This is a genomic window from Stutzerimonas nosocomialis (assembly GCF_005876855.1).
In the GTDB taxonomy this organism is placed as follows: Bacteria; Pseudomonadota; Gammaproteobacteria; order Pseudomonadales; family Pseudomonadaceae; genus Stutzerimonas; species Stutzerimonas nosocomialis.
Map to the genome: position 1 here is coordinate 58,358 of NZ_QLAE01000019.1, position 15,798 is coordinate 74,155.

Consider the following 15,798-nt stretch of genomic DNA (forward strand, 5'->3'; position numbering starts at 1 on the left):
ATGGCACTCAACAGCATTGATGAACTGATCGAAGACATTCGCGCCGGCAAGATGGTCATCCTGATGGATGACGAGGATCGCGAGAACGAAGGCGACCTGATCATGGCCGCCGAATGCGTCAAGCCCGAGCACATCAACTTCATGGCCCGCTTCGCGCGCGGCCTGATCTGCATGCCGATGAGCCGCGAACGCTGCGAGACGCTGAAGCTGCCGCTGATGGCGCCGCGCAACGGCTCGGGCTTCGGCACCAAGTTCACCGTCTCGATCGAGGCCGCCGAGGGTGTGACCACCGGCATTTCCGCTGCCGACCGGGCGCGTACCGTGCAAGCCGCCGCGGCGCGCAACGCCAGGGCCGAAGACATCGTCAGCCCCGGGCATATCTTCCCGCTGATGGCCCAGCCCGGTGGCACCCTGGCACGCGCGGGGCACACCGAGGCCGCGTGCGACCTGGCGCGGATGGCCGGTTTCGAGCCGGCCGGGGTGATCTGCGAGATCATGAACGACGACGGCACCATGGCGCGTCGTCCGGAGCTGGAAGTGTTCGCCGAGCAGCATGGCATCAAGATCGGCACCATCGCCGACCTGATCCACTACCGCCTGCTGCACGAGCGCACCATCGAGCGCGTCGCCGAGCAGCCGCTCGACAGCGAGCTGGGCCAGTTCAACCTGGTCACCTACCGCGATTCGGTCGAAGGCGAAGTCCATCTGGCGCTGACCCTCGGGCAGATCCAGGGCGACACGCCGACGCTGGTGCGGGTGCACAACATGGACCCGCTGCGCGACCTGCTGATGGTTCGCCAGCCGGGGCGCTGGAGCCTGCGTGCGGCCATGGCGACGGTCGCCGAGGCGGGCAGCGGCGTGGTCCTGCTGCTCGGCCATCCGCTGGACAGCGAGGATCTGCTGGCCCACGTACGCGAAGGGACCAGCGGTCAGGCGAAAACGCCGGGCACCTACAGCACCGTCGGCGCGGGTTCGCAGATCCTGCGCGACCTGGGCGTGCGGCAGATGCGCCTGATGAGCTCGCCGATGAAGTTCAACGCGATATCCGGCTTCGACCTGGAAGTTGTAGAATACCTGTCCGCCGAATGACCGATGCCAAGGCGCCGCACTGCTCGCGGCGCCTTCGTTCTTTAAAGAGATGAGTAACGATATGACCCTGAAGACCATCGAAGGTACCTTCATCGCCCCCCGCGGCAAGTTCGCCCTGGTGGTTGGCCGCTTCAACAGCTTCGTCGTCGAGAGCCTGGTGAGCGGCGCCGTCGATACCCTGCTGCGCCACGGCATCAACGAAAGCGACATCACCCTCATTCGCGCGCCGGGTGCTTTCGAGATTCCGCTGGTGTCGCAGAAGGTCGCCCAGCAGGGCGAGTACGACGCCATCATCGCCCTCGGCGCGGTCATTCGTGGCGGCACCCCGCACTTCGAATACGTGGCGGGCGAGTGCACCAAGGGCCTGGCTCAGGTTTCCATGGAATTCGGCGTACCGGTCGCCTTTGGCGTGCTGACCGTCGACTCCATCGAACAGGCCATCGAGCGCTCGGGCACCAAGGCCGGCAACAAGGGCGCCGAAGCCGCGCTTTCTGCACTTGAAATGGTGAGCCTGCTGGCGCAGCTGGAGGCCAAGTGAGCCTGAATCGCGACGACAGTCCCGACGCCCAGCCGGCCAAGCCGGCCAAAGGGCGCATCGCCACCCGCCGTGTGGCCCGCAGCCTGGCGATGCAGGCGCTGTATCAGTGGCATATGGCCGGGCAGAGCCTCAATGAAATCGAGGCGCAGTTTCGCGTCGACAACGATTTCGCCGGCGTCGACGGCGCCTACTTCCATGAGCTGCTCACCGGCGTCGCGCGCAGCAAGACCGAGCTCGATCAGGCCATCGCGCCGCTGCTCGACCGTCCGCTGGAGGAACTCGACCCGGTGGAGCTGGCCATTCTGCGCCTGTCCACCTACGAGCTGATGCAGCGTCTGGACGTGCCCTACCGCGTGGTGATCAACGAAGGCATCGAGCTGGCCAAGGTCTACGGCGCCACCGACGGGCACAAGTTCGTCAACGGCGTGCTGGACAAGCTGGCGCCGAGCCTGCGTAGCGCCGAAGTGCGCGGCGAGCGTCGCTGAGCGCTGTCGCACGGTGGGCGAGTTCGAGCTGATCCGTCACTACTTCGCCGCCGCGACCTGTGCAAGGTCCGGCGGCGAAGTGCTGCTCGGGATCGGCGACGACTGCGCCCTGCTGGCCTTGCCGGCCGGTGAAGTGCTGGCCGTTTCCACCGATACGCTGGTCGAGACCGTGCATTTTCCCGGCGGCTGCGACCCCGAGCTGCTGGCGCAACGGGCATTGGGCGTATCGGCCAGCGATCTCGCGGCGATGGGCGCCACGCCGATCGGTTTCACCCTGGCGTTGACCCTGCCCGAGGCCCGGCCATCCTGGCTGGAGGCGTTTTCCCGAGGGCTGGATGCCATGGCGGCCCGCTGCGCCATGCGGCTGCTCGGCGGCGACACCACCCGTGGCCCGCTCAGCCTGACACTTACCGTCTTCGGCCGCCTGCCGCGCGGCGCTGCGCTGACCCGCAGCGGCGCGCGGCCGGGCGACCTGCTCTGCGTCGGCGGCCCGCTCGGCGATGGCGCGGGCGCGCTGGCACTGGTGCTCGGCCAGCGCCAGGCGCCGCCGTCCGTGGCCGATGCCTTGCTGGCCCGCTACTGGGCGCCACGGCCGCAGCTCGAACTGGGCCAGGCCTTGCGTGGCCGCGCCAGTGCCGCGCTGGATATCTCCGACGGGTTGCTCGGCGATTGCGGCCATATCGCGACGGCCTCCGGCGTGGCGCTGCGTATCGAGTCCGAGCGCATCCCGCTGTCGGCGCCGCTGCTGCAGCTCCTCGGACACGAGCAGGCCCTGGCTGCCGCGCTGGCGGGTGGCGACGACTATCTGCTGGCCTTTACCCTGCCGCCCGATCAGCTGCCGTCGCTTCAGGCGCAGGGCTGGCCTGTCCACCCGATCGGCACGGTCGAGGCGGGCAGCGGCGTGCGGTTGGTCGACAGCGCTGGCGCGCCCGTGGCCTTCGCCGACCAGGGGTATCGGCATTTTTCCAGCTGAGGTGCTCGGCTGGTCTCGCTTTTACAACAATAAGGATCCGGTTTGACTGATTCGCTGCAGGCGCCCGCTACGCCGGTGCCACCCTCGGTATGGAGCAATCCCTGGCACAACCTGGCATTCGGTTTCGGCTCCGGTACCTTGCCCAAGGCGCCCGGAACCTGGGGCTCGCTGGTGGCGCTGCCGTTCGTTCCGCTCTGGCAGCTGTTGCCGGACTGGGGTTACTGGTTGTTGCTCGGCGTAGCCATGCTGTTCGGCTGCTGGCTGTGCGGCAAGGTCGCCCGGGATCTGGGCGTGCATGACCACGAAGGCATCGTCTGGGACGAGATGGTGGGTATCTGGATCACCCTGTGGCTGGTGCCCGAGGGCTGGTACTGGCTGCTGGCCGGTTTCGTGGTGTTCAGGGTGATGGATATCGCCAAGCCCTGGCCGATCAGCTGGGTCGACCGCAAGGTGCACGGCGGCCTGGGCATCATGCTCGACGATGTCCTCGCCGGGGTCGCCGCCTGGCTGGTCATGCAGGGGCTGGTCTGGGCGCTGGTCTGAGGCCTGCGCGCGATGCCGTTAACCTGACCTGTTACCCGGAATCGGTTGCACCCCGACGCTATGCTTGGCCGCGTGGCGGCGAAGCCGGATATTTTCTGCGGAGTGAGACGATGCGTTCGATGCTGTTTGCCGGCCTGCTGCTGGCGATGCCGCTGGCGACTGCGGCAGCGACCCAGGTCCAGGTGGTCGGATTGTTTCCAAACGCGGCCGTGCTGTTCGTCGACGGGCAGCGCAAGCTGGTCCGGGCCGGGCAGACGGGGCCGGGCGGCGTCCAGGTGATCAGCGCCGACTCGCGCGGCGCGGTGCTGCGTGTCGATGGCGTCGAACGTCGATACGAACTCAGCCGCGAGTACAGTGCCGGCTTCGCGGCGCCCAGTCGCGCGCAGATGAGCATCGCCCAGGGCGCGGGCGGTCATTACTGGGTCGCCGGCTCGATCGATTCCCAGTCGGTGCAGTTCCTGGTGGATACCGGCGCTTCCTCCGTCGCCATGAACGAGGCGCAGGCGCGGCGACTGGGCATCGACTACCGGGTGAGCGGCAAGCCGATGGTGGTCAGCACGGCCAGCGGCACCGCCAATGCCTGGCGCGTGCATCTGAGCAGCGTCAAGGTCGGCCCGCTCGAGGTGCTGGGTGTCGAAGCCGTGGTGATCGAAGGCGGCTCGCCCACCGAGGCGCTGCTGGGCATGAGCTTCCTCAATCGCATCAGCTGGCGCGAGGACCAGGGCATGCTGCGGCTGGAGTCCAAGCTCTAGCGCCCCCCAGTGCGCTGATCGGCCGGATCAGCGCACGCACCACATGCAGCCGGTGGCCTGCTCAGCTGTTACAATATTGCCCTTTCCTGCCTTTCTGGAGTCTCTCCGGTGCCTGTCGTCTTCGTCGCCGCCTCCCAACTGCCGACGCCTTTCGGGGTCTTCACCATGCACGGTTTTCTCGACCAGGAAACTGGCAAGGAGCATGTGGTCCTGACGATGGGGGACGTGGCCGATGGCAAACCGGTGCTGGGCCGCCTGCATTCGGAGTGTCTGACGGGCGATGCGCTGTTCAGCCTGCGCTGCGATTGCGGATTCCAGCTCGAGGCGGCGCTGCGGGCGATCGCCCAGGAAGGCCGCGGCGCCTTGCTCTATCTGCGTCAGGAGGGGCGCGGCATCGGGCTCTTGAACAAGATTCGCGCCTACGCCCTGCAGGACACCGGAGCCGACACGGTCGAGGCCAACGAGCGGCTGGGCTTCGCTCCCGACATGCGCGACTACGCCATTTGCCTGCCGATGCTCGAGCATCTGGGCATCGCCGAGATCAAGCTGATGACCAACAACCCGCGCAAGGTGAGGGCATTGCAGGGCTACGGAATCCGCGTGGTGGAGCGCAAGCCGCTGCAGATCGCGCACAACCCCCACAACGAGAAGTACCTGGCCACCAAGGCCGGCAAGCTGGGACACATGCTCGGCGAGATCCACCAGGGCGAAGCCGAGCAGTCATGATGCGCGAGGCGGCTCGGCGCCAGCTCGCGCGTGACGGCTGGCTGCAATGGCCGTTGGTGCTGCTTCCGGTGCTGATCAGCAGGCTGCTGTTCGCCGACCTTCAGTTCTTCCCGCAACTGGCGATGCCGCTGTTCTGCGCGAGCCTGCTGACTTTCTTCTTCAGCCTGGCACGCTTCACCGCCTTCAAGCATGCCCTGATCGCCACCGAGCGTGCGCTCGACACCGATGCCGAACCCGCTGCCTGGGCCGACTTGCGACGGGTGCGTCGCCGTGCGCTGATCGGTGCGGCACTGCCTGCCTGGCTCGCGGCGACCGGCGTGCCCCTGGGGCTCGAGCCGGTGGCCCAGTGGCTGCTGGTCGTCGGCAGCCTGGCATTGCTGGTGCTCTACCGCATACCGCGACAGCTGGACTGATGCGCAGGCGGCTGCTGCTGTCGCTGGCCCTGCTGGGCGCGTTCACCGCTGATGCGGCCGAGCGCGTGGTCAGTCTGGCGCCCTCGATGAGTGAAGTCATGCTCGAACTGGGCGCAGGTGAACTGCTGGTCGGCGTGCTCGATGGCGGCGAGCGGCCCGCGGCACTCGCGGGGATTCCCTCGGTGGGCCGCTACGGCAAGCTGGAGCTGGAAACCCTGCTGAGCCTGCGCCCGGACCTGATCCTGCTCTGGCCGGACAGCATCAGCAGCGCCCAGCGCGAACAGCTGGCCGGTTTCGGCATCCCGCTCTACCAGGCGACCCCGAGGCGGTTGGACGATCTCGCCGACCAGCTCGAGGCGATCGGCGAGCGCATCGGTCGCGCCGAAGCCGGGCGCACACGGGCGGCGCATCTGCGCGACCGGCTGGCGCGGTTGCGGGAACGCTACCGCCGGGCGACGCCGATTCCGGTGTTCTATCAGATCTGGGACGAGCCGCTGTACACCATCGGCGGGACGCAGGTGATATCCGATGCCTTGGCCACCTGCGGGGCCCGCAACCTGTTCGCCGACCTGCGGCTACCGGCACCCCAGGTTGGAATCGAAGCGGTACTGGCGCGCGACCCGGCCGTCATCCTGACCAGCGAGCCGGGCCAGCGCGACGCCTGGCAACGCTGGCCGCAGCTGACGGCGGTGCGCCGCGATCAGGTCTGGGCCGTTCCCGACCGCGGGATCGAGCGGCCCAGCCTGCAGATGCTCGATGCCACCGAGCGGCTGTGCGAGCGGCTCGCGGATGCACGCGTCGACTAGAGCGACGGCGTCCAGGTGAAGCCGACCATCAGGCTGCGCGGAATGGACTCGTAGCCGTAGTAGCTGTAACCGTTGGCCGTGGAGGAATACAGGGCGCGGCTGTAGTGCTTGTCCAGCAGGTTGCTCAGCTTGAGGTCCCAGCTCAGCTCGCTGCTCGCCTGCCAGCTGCCGCGCAGGTCGAGCACCCCGTAACCGGCCAGTTCGCGGGTATTGGCGGCATCGTCGTAGCTGCGGCTGACAGCCAGCCAGCTGGCACCCACCCCGACGGCGCCGAAACGACGGTCCAGGTCCAGGCTCAGCGTGCGCTTGGCGCGACGTGCCAGGGTCTTGCCGGATTCGCGGTTACGTGGATCGAGCACGCCGATCGCCAGATTGGCCTGCCAGCCGAGCAGTTCATGCGCCAGCGCCGCCTCGAAGCCGTTGATCCTGGCCGTGGCGACGTTCTGGTTGTTCGACGAGGCGGTGTCATAGGCGATCAGGTCGCGAATGTCGGTACGGTAGATCGAGGCCTCGAGGCGTGTGCGCTCGGCCAGCTGGCTGCGCCATTGCAGCTCGTAGCTCCTGGAGGTTTCGGGGGACAGGTCGGGGTTGCTGCTTCGGCCGAAGACGGGGCTGGCCGGGTAATACAGCTGGTTGAAGGTCGGCGCGCGGAAGCCTTCGGCGTATGACAGCACCAGCGTATTGGCCTCGTCGACCGGCAGCGTCAGCGCGGCGTTCCAGGTGTTCTCGCTGCCGTACTGCTGATTCTTGTCGTGGCGCAGGCCGAGCTCGGTGGAGAACCCCTGGCCGCGGTAGGTGTGCTGGATGAATCCGGCCTGGTTCCAGCGGCTCTGCTCGTCATAGACGGTGTTGCTGCGGAGCTTGTCGTTGAGGTAGTCGGCGCCGAGCAGCAGGCTGTGGCGCTCGCCGAGCCGGAGCGTGTTGAGCCAGGCGGCCGAATTCCGGTAGCTGTTGAAGCGGTCGCTCTGGGGGAACAGCTTGTCGCGGCTGTCGAGCTTGTCCTCGGAATGGCCGAGCTCCAGGCGGCTGGACCAGGTCCGGTTGATCTCGCCGTCCAGATAGACGCTGGCGTTACCCACCGCAAAGCGGTTGTAGGGGGCCTGGGCGAAAGTGTTCCAGGAGGCGTCCTCGCGCCCGTAGGGGTTGTCGTACTCGCTCTTGCCGCGCTGGTCGAGCAGGTTCAGCCCGCCCTCCAGGGCATCGCTGAAGCGGTGGACGAGCGAAAGCGCGAAGGACTGGTTGCGATAGGCGTCGTGGTCGGCATCGGTCTGGTAGGACGGGCCGGTATGGTCGATGCCCTGGGTCTCCTCGAGGCTGGCGTTGAGGCTGAAACGGGTGTGCTGGTCGCCGCCGGAAAGCCCCAGGCTGCGCTCCCAGGTGCCCTGGCTGCCGCCGGCGATGCGCAGGCGCGGTTCGAGCCCCTGACCGCCGCGGCGGGTGAAAATCTGCACCACGCCGCCAATGGCGTCGGCCCCGTAGAGCGCCGAGCGGGAGCCGCGCAGCACTTCCACCCGTTCGATCTGCTCGACGCTGAGGTATTGCAGGCTGCCGCCGCCGGAGGAAATCGGCCCGCTGCGCTGACCGTCGATCAGCAGGAGCGTCTGGTCGTTGCTAGTTCCGCGTACCAGCAGGGTGACGTTGCTGCCACGACCGCCGTTATGCACGACCTGCACGCCGGGCACGCGCTCGAGCAGCTCGGTGACGCTGGCTGGGCGCAGGCGCTCGATGTCCTCGCGGGTGAATACCGTGACGGCGGCGGAGCTTTCGCTGCGGGGCTGTGCGCTGCGGTTGGCGGTGATCACCACATCGTCGAGCAGCAGGTCGGGCCTGTCCTGGGCGCAGGCGTGATGGACGGCTGCGGGCAGAAGCGCCACGGCCAGGGCAACAGGGGACACTTTCATTGGAGATCCTCAAAAAATCGAACAGCTTTTTGAGGAGGGCAGGGCAAGCGCAGGCCGTTATCGAGGGCTGCGCTTGACGGTGCAGCCCTCCGCAGCACCAGTCGCTACTGTCCGAGGCAGGTCTCCGGGCTTGCGACGCTCACGTTTCCACCTTCCCGGGCACGCCCAGTGGTTGTCGGAAACGCGGCGATCAAAGGATCGCGGTCACTTACCGTTGCGGGGGCAGCGCAGGCCTTGCCGATTGGCGCACCTGCTTCCCTTTTGACGCCCGCATGTCAGTACGGGCGACCTCGGTCAATCGAAACGCCGCGCACCATAAGGCGCGGTCGGATAAAACTCAAGCGCCAGAGCCGGTGGCACGTGGCGTTGCGCTGTCGAGCGCGGCCAGTCGGGCACGCACCGAGGCCTCGATGCCGGGGGCGTCGAGGCCGCACTCGGCGAGCATCTGGTTCGGCTTGGCATGCTCGACGTAGGTGTCCGGCAAACCCAGGTGCAGCAGCGGAACCACGATGCCCTGGGCGGCCAGGTATTCGCTGACCGCGCTGCCGGCACCGCCCATGATGCTGTTTTCCTCGAGGGTCACCAGCAGCTCGTGCTGCTCGGCCAGCGAACGCACCCGGTCTTCGTCCAACGGCTTGACGAAGCGCATATCGACGACCGTCGCATCGAGTTTCTCGGCCACTTCCATCGCCTGCGGCAGTTGCACGCCGAAGACCAGCAGCGCAGTCCGCTTGCCTTCGCGGCGAACCACCGACTTGCCGATTTCCAGTGGCTGCAGGCCCGGCTCGATCGCGGCGTTCGGTCCGTTGCCGCGCGGGTAGCGCACCGCTGCCGGGCCGGCGTAGTGGTAGCCGGTGGTGAGCATGCGGCGCATCTCGTTCTCGTCGCTGGGCGTCATCACCAGCATGCCCGGGATGCAGCGCAGGTAGGAGAGGTCGAAGCTGCCGGCGTGGGTCGGGCCGTCTTCGCCCACCAGGCCGGCGCGGTCGATGGCGAAGAGCACATCGAGGTGCTGCACCGCGACGTCGTGGATCAGCTGGTCGTAGGCGCGCTGGAGGAAGGTCGAGTAGATCGCCACCACCGGCTTGGCACCCTCGCAGGCCATGCCCGCGGCCAGGGTGACGGCGTGCTGCTCGGCGATCGCGACGTCGAAGTAGCGCTCCGGGAAGCGCTCGCTGAAGGCCACCAGGTCCGAGCCTTCCTTCATCGCCGGGGTGATGCCGGCAAGGCGCGGATCGGCTTCGGCCATGTCGCACAGCCACTGGCCGAAGACGTTGGAGTACTTCGGGCCGGTGACGGGCTTGGGCGTGCTCGGGGCATCGACCGGGTCCAGCTTGCTGATCGCATGCCAGGTGATCGGGTCGACCTCGGCCGGCGCGAAGCCCTTGCCCTTCTTCGTCACCACGTGGAGGAACTGCGGACCCTTCAGGTCGCGCATGTTGCGCAGGGTGGCGATCAGGATCGGCAGGTCGTGGCCGTCGATGGGCCCGATGTAGTTCCAGCCCAGTTCCTCGAACAGGGTGCCCGGCACCAGCATGCCCTTGGCGTACTCCTCGGTGCGACGGGCGATTTCCCAGGCCCCGGGCAGCCGCGAAAGCACCTTCTTGCTGCCTTCGCGCATGCTGCTGTAGGTGCGGCTGGAGAGGATCTTGGCCAGGTAGTTGGACAGCCCGCCGACGTTGCGCGAGATCGACATGTCGTTGTCGTTGAGCACCACCAGCATGTCGGCGCCGACTTCCGGCGCGTGATTGAGGGCCTCGAAGGCCATGCCGGCGGTCAGCGCGCCGTCACCGATGACGGCGATCGCCTTGCGCGACTGACCCTGCAGGCGCGCCGCGATCGCCATGCCCAGGGCTGCGCTGATGGAGGTGCTCGAATGGCCGACGCCGAAGGTGTCGTACTCGCTTTCGCTGCGGCGCGGGAAGGCGGCCAGGCCATCCTTCTGGCGCAGGCTGGCCATGCGCTCGCGGCGTCCGGTGAGGATCTTGTGCGGATAGGCCTGGTGGCCGACATCCCAGACCAGCCGGTCGTCGGGTGTATCGAAGACGTAGTGCAGGGCGATGGTCAGTTCGATGACGCCGAGCCCGGCACCGAAGTGCCCGCCGGTCTGGCCGACGCTGAACAGCAGCTCCTGGCGCAGCTCGTCGGCGAGGGTCTCGAGCTCCGTTTCGCCCAGCCGGCGCAGTTGCTCGGGTGTGGCCGCACGGTCAAGGACGGGCGTCGACGGGCGCACCCGAGGAATCTCATGAAACGTCTTGGGCATCAGGCGAATCGTTTTATTTGGAAAAAGAGCGGCAGTTTAACCGATGGATTCCCCGATAAGAACGCCGCGCGACCTCAAGGTGCGGCGTGGACCGTGGGCTCTGGCAAAAGGCCGGTACCCGCGGCGCCGGTTCAGCTGCGTCGTTCGACGATGAAACGGGCCAGCTCGCGCAGCGGTTGGGCGGGGGCGCCCAGGGGTTCGATGGCCGCCAGCGCCTGGTCGCACAGCTCGGTGGCATAGGCCTTGGCGGGCGCGAGGCCGAGCAGTGCCGGGTAGGTGGGCTTGTCGCGGGCGATGTCCGCCCCCTGATGCTTGCCGAGGGTCAGGGTGTCGCTCTCGACATCCAGGATGTCGTCCTGCACCTGGAAGGCCAGCCCGATCGCCCGGGCGTAGAGGCCGAGCGCCGCCAGGACCTCGGGCGTGGCGTTGCCGCTCGACAGCGCGCCGAGATGGACGCTGGCTTCGATCAGCGCGCCGGTCTTGTGCCGGTGCATGGTCTCCAGTGCCTGGCGGTCGAGCTTGTGACCCACCGAGCCGAGGTCGATCGCCTGGCCGCCGACCATGCCGGCCGGCCCGGCGGCGCGTGCCAGGGCCACCAGCATCTCCAGGCGCAGGGCGGCGTCCGCGGGGTTGAAGTCCCTGGCGGCCAGCGCTTCGAAGGCCAGGCTCTGCAGCCCGTCGCCGGCGAGGATCGCGCAGGCTTCGTCGAAGGCCTTGTGGGTGGTCGGCTGGCCGCGGCGCAGGTCGTCGTCGTCCATCGCCGGCAGGTCGTCGTGCACCAGCGAATACGCATGAATCAGCTCGACGGCGCAGGCCGCGCCATCGGCCTGTGCCGGCTCGCCGCCGAGGGCTTCGCTGGCGGCGTAGACCAGCAGCGGCCGCACCCGCTTGCCGCCGTTCATCACGCTGTAGCGCATCGCCTCATAGAGCCGGGCGAGTTCGCTTCGCGGCGGTTGGAACAGGGCATCGAGGCAGCCGTCGACACGGGCCTGGCAGGCCTTCTGGTACTGGAGAATCATGCGTCGGTATCCGTCTCGAAGGGCGCTTCCTGCAATTCGCCGTCGCGCTCGAGGAGGATTTGCACCTTCTGCTCGGCCTGGGTCAGCGCGGCCTGGCAGTCGCGGGTCAGGCGGATGCCCTGCTCGAAGCAGGTCAGCGAGTCTTCGAGCGAGAGCTCCCCGCTCTCGAGGCGCTCGACCAGCTGCTGCAGGTCGGCGATGGACTGTTCGAAATCGAGCGCGGCTTTCTTGCGGGCCATGGGGGAAACCTGTGTGGGGCGGCTGAACCGGCGCGACACTAGCAGAGCTTGTCCACTACCGCCAACGCCGGGCTGTTGCAGGCTGCGACGAGCAGGACGTCCGAGTGCGCCGGCTGAAACGCGGGCAATAAAAAAGCCGGCTTGTGGCCGGCTTCAGGGGGTGGCGCAGGCTTACTTCTGGTAAGCCGCAACCGCCTTGGTGATTTCGGCGCGGGCGGCGTCGGCGTTGCCCCAGCCTTCTACCTTGACCCACTTGCCCTTCTCCAGATCCTTGTAGTTCTCGAAGAAGTGCTTGATCTGCTCGAGCAGCAGGGCCGGCAGGTCGGTGTATTCCTTGATGTCCACGTACAGCTGGCTGAGCTTGTCGTGGGGAACGGCGATCAGCTTGGCGTCGCCGCCGGCTTCGTCGGTCATGTGCAGCACGCCGACGGGACGGGCGCGGATGACCGAGCCGGGCGCGACGGGGTAGGGGGTGACCACGAGCACGTCGAGCGGGTCGCCGTCGTCGGCCAGGGTGTTGGGGATGTAGCCGTAGTTGGCCGGGTAGAACATCGGAGTGGCCATGAAACGGTCGACGAACAGGCAGTCGCTGTCCTTGTCGATTTCGTACTTGATCGGCGCGTGGTTGGCCGGGATCTCGATGGCGACGTAGATGTCGTTAGGCAGGTCCTTGCCGGCCGGGATCTTGCTGTAGCTCATGGATGAAGGCTCCGTGGTCGGCCAGCGCTGGCCTGGTGGGGCGGAAAAAGTGGCCGCGATTATAGGCAGATTCCCGATGCGTTGCCACGACCGAGGGGGCTAGCCAATGGTCGTGGTTGCGGGTCGCCATTCGACGCGCACAAGTCAGGCGGGTTCCGTCGGCGGCACGGCATAGTCGGGATGACCGGCCTGCAAGTGGCGCAGGCGCGCCGCCGGGTCCTGCCGATAGAAGCGGTGCAGCTGCTCGTAGACGGCCGGAAAGGCCTCCAGCAGCAGGTCTGGCGCGCTGAAGAAATACTCGCTGGTGACGGCGAAGAACTCGGCGGGATCTTCCGCGGCATAGGGGTCGATCGGCGTCTGCGCGTCGGGGTCGGCGTCGAGCGTGGCGTTGAGCGCGTCATAGGCGCTCTGCATGGCCTGCGCCCAGTCCGCGATGCGCATGTCGGCATGCAGGGGCGGCAGGCCGTTGGCGTCGCCGTTGAGCATGTCGAGCTTGTGGGCCAGCTCGTGGATGATCAGGTTGTAGGCCTCCCAGCCGCCGCTCTCCTGCACCCCGGGCGCGGCGAGGATCACCGGCCCCTGCAGCCAGGCTTCGCCGCTGTGCTCGGCATCCCACTCGTGGACGACGCCCGCCGAGTCGCGGTGTTTCTGCGGGCTGCGGAAGTCGTCGGGGTAGATCACGATTTCATGGAAGCCCTGGTACCAGTTGAGGTCGGCCAGGTGCAGCAGCGGCAGCTGCGCCTGGGCGGCCAGGCGCAGGTGATCGGCGATGTCGAGTTCGACGCCGGGCAGGGCGGTCAGGCGTTTGGCATGCAGGAACAACAGGCTGCGCTCACGCAGGCGCTCGGTTTCGTCGGGGGTGAGGCCATCGAGAATCGGCAGGCTGTCGAGCACGCTTTGCCAGAGCGCGGGTTCGACCGCCAGGCGAGCGAGGGTGCGCTTGCGGCGCCATTGACGAAATGACCACATGGACGAGTTTCCAGCCGGGAAGGCGACCACCTTAAGCGGGCCGCCGGAGAGCGGCAAGCCGAAGCCGAAGCGTTGATGACGGGCCGCTCTAGCCCAGCAGGAAATTGCCGTGCTTCGGTGCGTCGTCGTCGACGCTGAGCATCTGGGCGTCGTCCTTGAGCTTCACGCCCGACAGCTGCCGCCGGCAGGCCTCGCGCATCAGGTAGAGGAGGCGGTGAGCGGCCAGGTTGTAGCTCAGCCCTTCGAGGCGGATGTTGGAGATGCAGTTGCGGTCGGCGTCGGTGCGCCCCACTTTCGGCGCATAGGTGAAGTACAGGCCCAGGCTGTCCGGCGAACTGAGGCCGGGGCGTTCGCCCAGGAGCATGACCGTCATCTTCGCGCCGAGCCGCTCGCCGATTTCGTCGCCCAGCGCCACGCGGCCCTGCTGCACCAGGCAGATCGGTGCCAGGCGCCAGCCATCGGCCGCGGCCTGCTCGGTGAAACGGGTGAGCAGGGCCAGGGCGTGGCGCTCGACGGCGAGGGCGGACAGGCCGTCGGCGATCACCACGGCCAGGTCATGACCGTCGGGGTGTGCCGTGGCATGGCGGTCCAGCGTGGCGGCCGAGGCTTCGTCCAGCCGCCGGCCGAGATCGGGTCGTTGCAGGTAGGTGTTGCGGTCCGCGGCGGCGCTGTGCAGCTGCAGGCAGTCGAAGCCGGCCTGCGCGAGGCGCTCGGCAAGCGCCTCGGTGTCCAGCGCCAGGTGCACCGCGTCGCGCGCCTGGGCGTGGGCGAACTGGAAGTCCAGCTGGGCGTCGGTGGGCAGGCTGGCGCCGGCGCGTCCCAGGGCGATGCGGGCCGGGGTGAGCTGGCGCAGGTGGTTCCAGGGGTTGGCGACGGTGGTGGGTCTGTCGGGCATGCTGGCCTCGGGTCGCTTGGGTTGGCGAGCTTGCTAGGCGCAAGCGATGGAATGGGGCGCAGCCGGCCGGCTGGATGGCCCGGGGCCGTTCATGCCATGCGCTCCAGTGCCTGGCGGAACGCGGTCGGCAACTGCTCTCCCAGGTGGAGGCGGCCGCCGTCCTGGCGCAGGATTTCCATCTTCGCCAGCCACGCCTCGAATTCCGGCGCGGGCCTGAGCCCCAGGCTCTGGCGCAGGTAGAGCGCGTCGTGGAACGAGGTGGTCTGGTAGTTGAGCATCACGTCGTCCGAGCCGGGAATGCCCATGATGAAGTTGATGCCGGCGGTTCCGAGCAGGGTCAGCAGCATGTCCATGTCGTCCTGGTCGGCTTCGGCATGGTTGGTGTAGCAGATGTCGCAGCCCATGGGGACGCCGAGCAGCTTGGCGCAGAAGTGGTCTTCGAGCCCGGCGCGGATGATCTGCTTGCCGTTGTAGAGGTATTCCGGGCCGATGAAGCCGACCACGGTGTTCACCAGCAGCGGTTTGAAGCGACGCGCCACGGCGTAGGCGCGGGCCTCGCAGGTCTGCTGGTCGACGCCGTGGTGGGCGTTGGCCGACAGCGCGCTGCCCTGGCCCGTCTCGAAGTACATCAGGTTGTCGCCGACGGTGCCGCGCTTCTGCGACAGGCCCGCCTCGTAGCCTTCCTGAAGCACGGCGAGGTCGATGCCGAAGCTGGCGTTGGCCGCCTCGGTGCCGGCGATGGACTGGAACACCAGGTCCAGCGGCGCGCCTCGCTCGATGGCCTCGATCGAGGTGGTGACGTGGGTCAGGATGCATCCCTGGGTTGGGATCTCGTAGCGCTGGATGATGGCGTCGAGCATCTTCAGCAGTTCGCAGATCCCGCTGGTGCTGTCGGTGGCCGGGTTGATGCCGATCACCGCGTCGCCGTTGCCGTAGAGCAGCCCGTCGACGATGCTGGCGGCGATGCCCGCGCCGTCGTCGGTGGGGTGGTTGGGCTGCAGGCGGGTGGACATGCGTCCGCGCAGGCCGATGGTGTTGCGAAAGCGGCTGACCACCCGAACCTTCTGCGCCACCAGGATCAGGTCCTGCACCCGCATGATCTTCGACACCGCGGCGACCATCTCGGGCGTGAGCCCGGGGGCCAGGGCCCTGAGCGAGGCTTCGTCGGCCTCGTCGCCCAGCAGCCAGTTGCGAAAATCGCCCACGGTCAGGTGGCTGACCGGGGCGAAGGCCGCGGCGTCGTGGCTGTCGATGATCAGGCGGGTGACCTCGTCCTTTTCGTAGGGGACCAGAGCCTCGTTGAGGAAGCGCTTGAGCGGCAGCTGCGCCAGGCACATCTGCGCGGCGACCCGCTCGGCGTCGCTGCCGGCCGCGATTTCGGCGAGGTAGTCGCCCGAGCGCGCCGGGCTGGCCTTGGCCAGCACCTCCCGCAGGCTGTCGAAGCGCCAGGTGATGCCGCCTACGCTGTGGGTAAGACCCGCCATTGCC

General features: G+C 67.8%; 17 protein-coding genes and 1 riboswitch. Of the genes, 9 read left to right on the forward strand and 8 right to left on the reverse strand.

Going from position 1 to position 15,798, the window contains the following annotated elements:
* The 9 genes from ribBA to DN824_RS13295 all read left to right on the forward strand — a co-directional run bounded on the left by ribBA (window position 1) and on the right by DN824_RS13295 (window position 6,325).
* On the forward strand, window positions 1-1,089 hold the full coding sequence (gene ribBA, locus DN824_RS13255; RefSeq protein WP_138408871.1) for a bifunctional 3,4-dihydroxy-2-butanone-4-phosphate synthase/GTP cyclohydrolase II: 1,089 nt from the start codon (window positions 1-3) through the stop codon (window positions 1,087-1,089).
* Between the two features lie 61 nt (window positions 1,090-1,150).
* Window positions 1,151-1,627, forward strand: a complete 477-nt coding sequence (gene ribH / locus DN824_RS13260; protein WP_138408872.1) for a 6,7-dimethyl-8-ribityllumazine synthase — start codon at window positions 1,151-1,153, stop codon at window positions 1,625-1,627.
* Window positions 1,624-2,112: a transcription antitermination factor NusB gene (gene nusB / locus DN824_RS13265; protein WP_138408873.1), complete on the forward strand. Its 489-nt coding sequence runs from the start codon at window positions 1,624-1,626 to the stop codon at window positions 2,110-2,112. Before ribH ends, nusB begins: the two co-directional genes overlap by 4 nt.
* A gap of 13 nt (window positions 2,113-2,125) precedes the next feature.
* Entirely contained in the window at window positions 2,126-3,085 is a 960-nt protein-coding gene (gene thiL, locus DN824_RS13270; RefSeq protein ID WP_138408874.1) for a thiamine-phosphate kinase, read from the forward strand.
* Window positions 3,086-3,127: 42 nt separating this feature from the next.
* Window positions 3,128-3,628, forward strand: coding sequence for a phosphatidylglycerophosphatase A family protein (locus DN824_RS13275; protein ID WP_138408875.1), 501 nt, complete (start codon window positions 3,128-3,130; stop codon window positions 3,626-3,628).
* A gap of 110 nt (window positions 3,629-3,738) precedes the next feature.
* Window positions 3,739-4,380 (forward strand): retropepsin-like aspartic protease family protein, encoded by a 642-nt coding sequence (locus DN824_RS13280; protein ID WP_138408876.1) that lies wholly within the window; start codon window positions 3,739-3,741, stop codon window positions 4,378-4,380.
* A gap of 108 nt (window positions 4,381-4,488) precedes the next feature.
* Complete coding sequence (gene ribA / locus DN824_RS13285; RefSeq protein WP_138408877.1) at window positions 4,489-5,106, forward strand: GTP cyclohydrolase II; 618 nt, start codon at window positions 4,489-4,491, stop codon at window positions 5,104-5,106.
* A complete protein-coding gene (locus tag DN824_RS13290) occupies window positions 5,103-5,519 on the forward strand; it encodes a hypothetical protein (RefSeq protein ID WP_138408878.1) in 417 nt (138 codons plus the stop codon). Before ribA ends, DN824_RS13290 begins: the two co-directional genes overlap by 4 nt.
* Window positions 5,519-6,325 carry a cobalamin-binding protein gene (locus tag DN824_RS13295; protein ID WP_138408879.1) on the forward strand — a complete coding sequence of 269 codons (807 nt, stop codon included), beginning with the start codon at window positions 5,519-5,521 and terminating at the stop codon, window positions 6,323-6,325. The genes DN824_RS13290 and DN824_RS13295 overlap by 1 nt, the downstream gene beginning before the upstream one ends.
* Here the strand turns inward: DN824_RS13295 and DN824_RS13300 are convergent.
* The 8 genes from DN824_RS13300 to DN824_RS13335 all read right to left on the reverse strand — a co-directional run bounded on the left by DN824_RS13300 (window position 6,322) and on the right by DN824_RS13335 (window position 15,794).
* The gene (locus DN824_RS13300; RefSeq protein WP_138408880.1) at window positions 6,322-8,226 is read right to left on the reverse strand and encodes a TonB-dependent receptor domain-containing protein; all 1,905 of its coding nucleotides are present in this window, start codon (window positions 8,224-8,226) and stop codon (window positions 6,322-6,324) included. The two genes, DN824_RS13295 and DN824_RS13300, sit on opposite strands and share 4 nt — an antisense overlap.
* A 98-nt stretch (window positions 8,227-8,324) precedes the next feature.
* Window positions 8,325-8,534: riboswitch (cobalamin riboswitch) on the reverse strand.
* A 29-nt stretch (window positions 8,535-8,563) separates the two neighbouring features.
* On the reverse strand, window positions 8,564-10,489 hold the full coding sequence (dxs, locus tag DN824_RS13305) for a 1-deoxy-D-xylulose-5-phosphate synthase (protein WP_138408881.1): 1,926 nt from the start codon (window positions 10,487-10,489) through the stop codon (window positions 8,564-8,566).
* A 131-nt stretch (window positions 10,490-10,620) separates the two neighbouring features.
* The gene (locus DN824_RS13310) at window positions 10,621-11,508 is read right to left on the reverse strand and encodes a polyprenyl synthetase family protein (protein ID WP_138408882.1); all 888 of its coding nucleotides are present in this window, start codon (window positions 11,506-11,508) and stop codon (window positions 10,621-10,623) included.
* Window positions 11,505-11,747 carry an exodeoxyribonuclease VII small subunit gene (locus DN824_RS13315; RefSeq protein ID WP_138408883.1) on the reverse strand — a complete coding sequence of 81 codons (243 nt, stop codon included), beginning with the start codon at window positions 11,745-11,747 and terminating at the stop codon, window positions 11,505-11,507. Before DN824_RS13315 ends, DN824_RS13310 begins: the two co-directional genes overlap by 4 nt.
* Before the next feature lie 171 nt (window positions 11,748-11,918).
* Window positions 11,919-12,446 (reverse strand): inorganic diphosphatase, encoded by a 528-nt coding sequence (gene ppa / locus DN824_RS13320; RefSeq protein ID WP_138408884.1) that lies wholly within the window; start codon window positions 12,444-12,446, stop codon window positions 11,919-11,921.
* A 144-nt stretch (window positions 12,447-12,590) separates the two neighbouring features.
* Window positions 12,591-13,415, reverse strand: a complete 825-nt coding sequence (locus DN824_RS13325) for a M90 family metallopeptidase (protein WP_138408885.1) — start codon at window positions 13,413-13,415, stop codon at window positions 12,591-12,593.
* Between the two features lie 88 nt (window positions 13,416-13,503).
* A complete protein-coding gene (gene eutC, locus DN824_RS13330) occupies window positions 13,504-14,310 on the reverse strand; it encodes an ethanolamine ammonia-lyase subunit EutC (protein WP_138408886.1) in 807 nt (268 codons plus the stop codon).
* Window positions 14,311-14,399: 89 nt separating this feature from the next.
* A complete protein-coding gene (locus tag DN824_RS13335; RefSeq protein WP_138408887.1) occupies window positions 14,400-15,794 on the reverse strand; it encodes an ethanolamine ammonia-lyase subunit EutB in 1,395 nt (464 codons plus the stop codon).
* Window positions 15,795-15,798: the final 4 nt, after the last annotated feature.

Coding starts and splice junctions, on each gene's coding strand:
- ppa (WP_138408884.1), bottom strand. CDS start 12,446: ATGAGCTACAGCAAGATCCCGGCCGGCAAGGACCTGCCTAACGACATC.
- DN824_RS13295 (WP_138408879.1), top strand. CDS start 5,519: ATGCGCAGGCGGCTGCTGCTGTCGCTGGCCCTGCTGGGCGCGTTCACC.
- eutC (WP_138408886.1), bottom strand. CDS start 14,310: ATGCCCGACAGACCCACCACCGTCGCCAACCCCTGGAACCACCTGCGC.
- ribBA (WP_138408871.1), top strand. CDS start 1: ATGGCACTCAACAGCATTGATGAACTGATCGAAGACATTCGCGCCGGC.
- dxs (WP_138408881.1), bottom strand. CDS start 10,489: ATGCCCAAGACGTTTCATGAGATTCCTCGGGTGCGCCCGTCGACGCCC.
- DN824_RS13280 (WP_138408876.1), top strand. CDS start 3,739: ATGCGTTCGATGCTGTTTGCCGGCCTGCTGCTGGCGATGCCGCTGGCG.
- DN824_RS13335 (WP_138408887.1), bottom strand. CDS start 15,794: ATGGCGGGTCTTACCCACAGCGTAGGCGGCATCACCTGGCGCTTCGAC.
- ribH (WP_138408872.1), top strand. CDS start 1,151: ATGACCCTGAAGACCATCGAAGGTACCTTCATCGCCCCCCGCGGCAAG.
- DN824_RS13290 (WP_138408878.1), top strand. CDS start 5,103: ATGATGCGCGAGGCGGCTCGGCGCCAGCTCGCGCGTGACGGCTGGCTG.
- DN824_RS13315 (WP_138408883.1), bottom strand. CDS start 11,747: ATGGCCCGCAAGAAAGCCGCGCTCGATTTCGAACAGTCCATCGCCGAC.
- DN824_RS13300 (WP_138408880.1), bottom strand. CDS start 8,226: ATGAAAGTGTCCCCTGTTGCCCTGGCCGTGGCGCTTCTGCCCGCAGCC.
- DN824_RS13325 (WP_138408885.1), bottom strand. CDS start 13,415: ATGTGGTCATTTCGTCAATGGCGCCGCAAGCGCACCCTCGCTCGCCTG.
- DN824_RS13310 (WP_138408882.1), bottom strand. CDS start 11,508: ATGATTCTCCAGTACCAGAAGGCCTGCCAGGCCCGTGTCGACGGCTGC.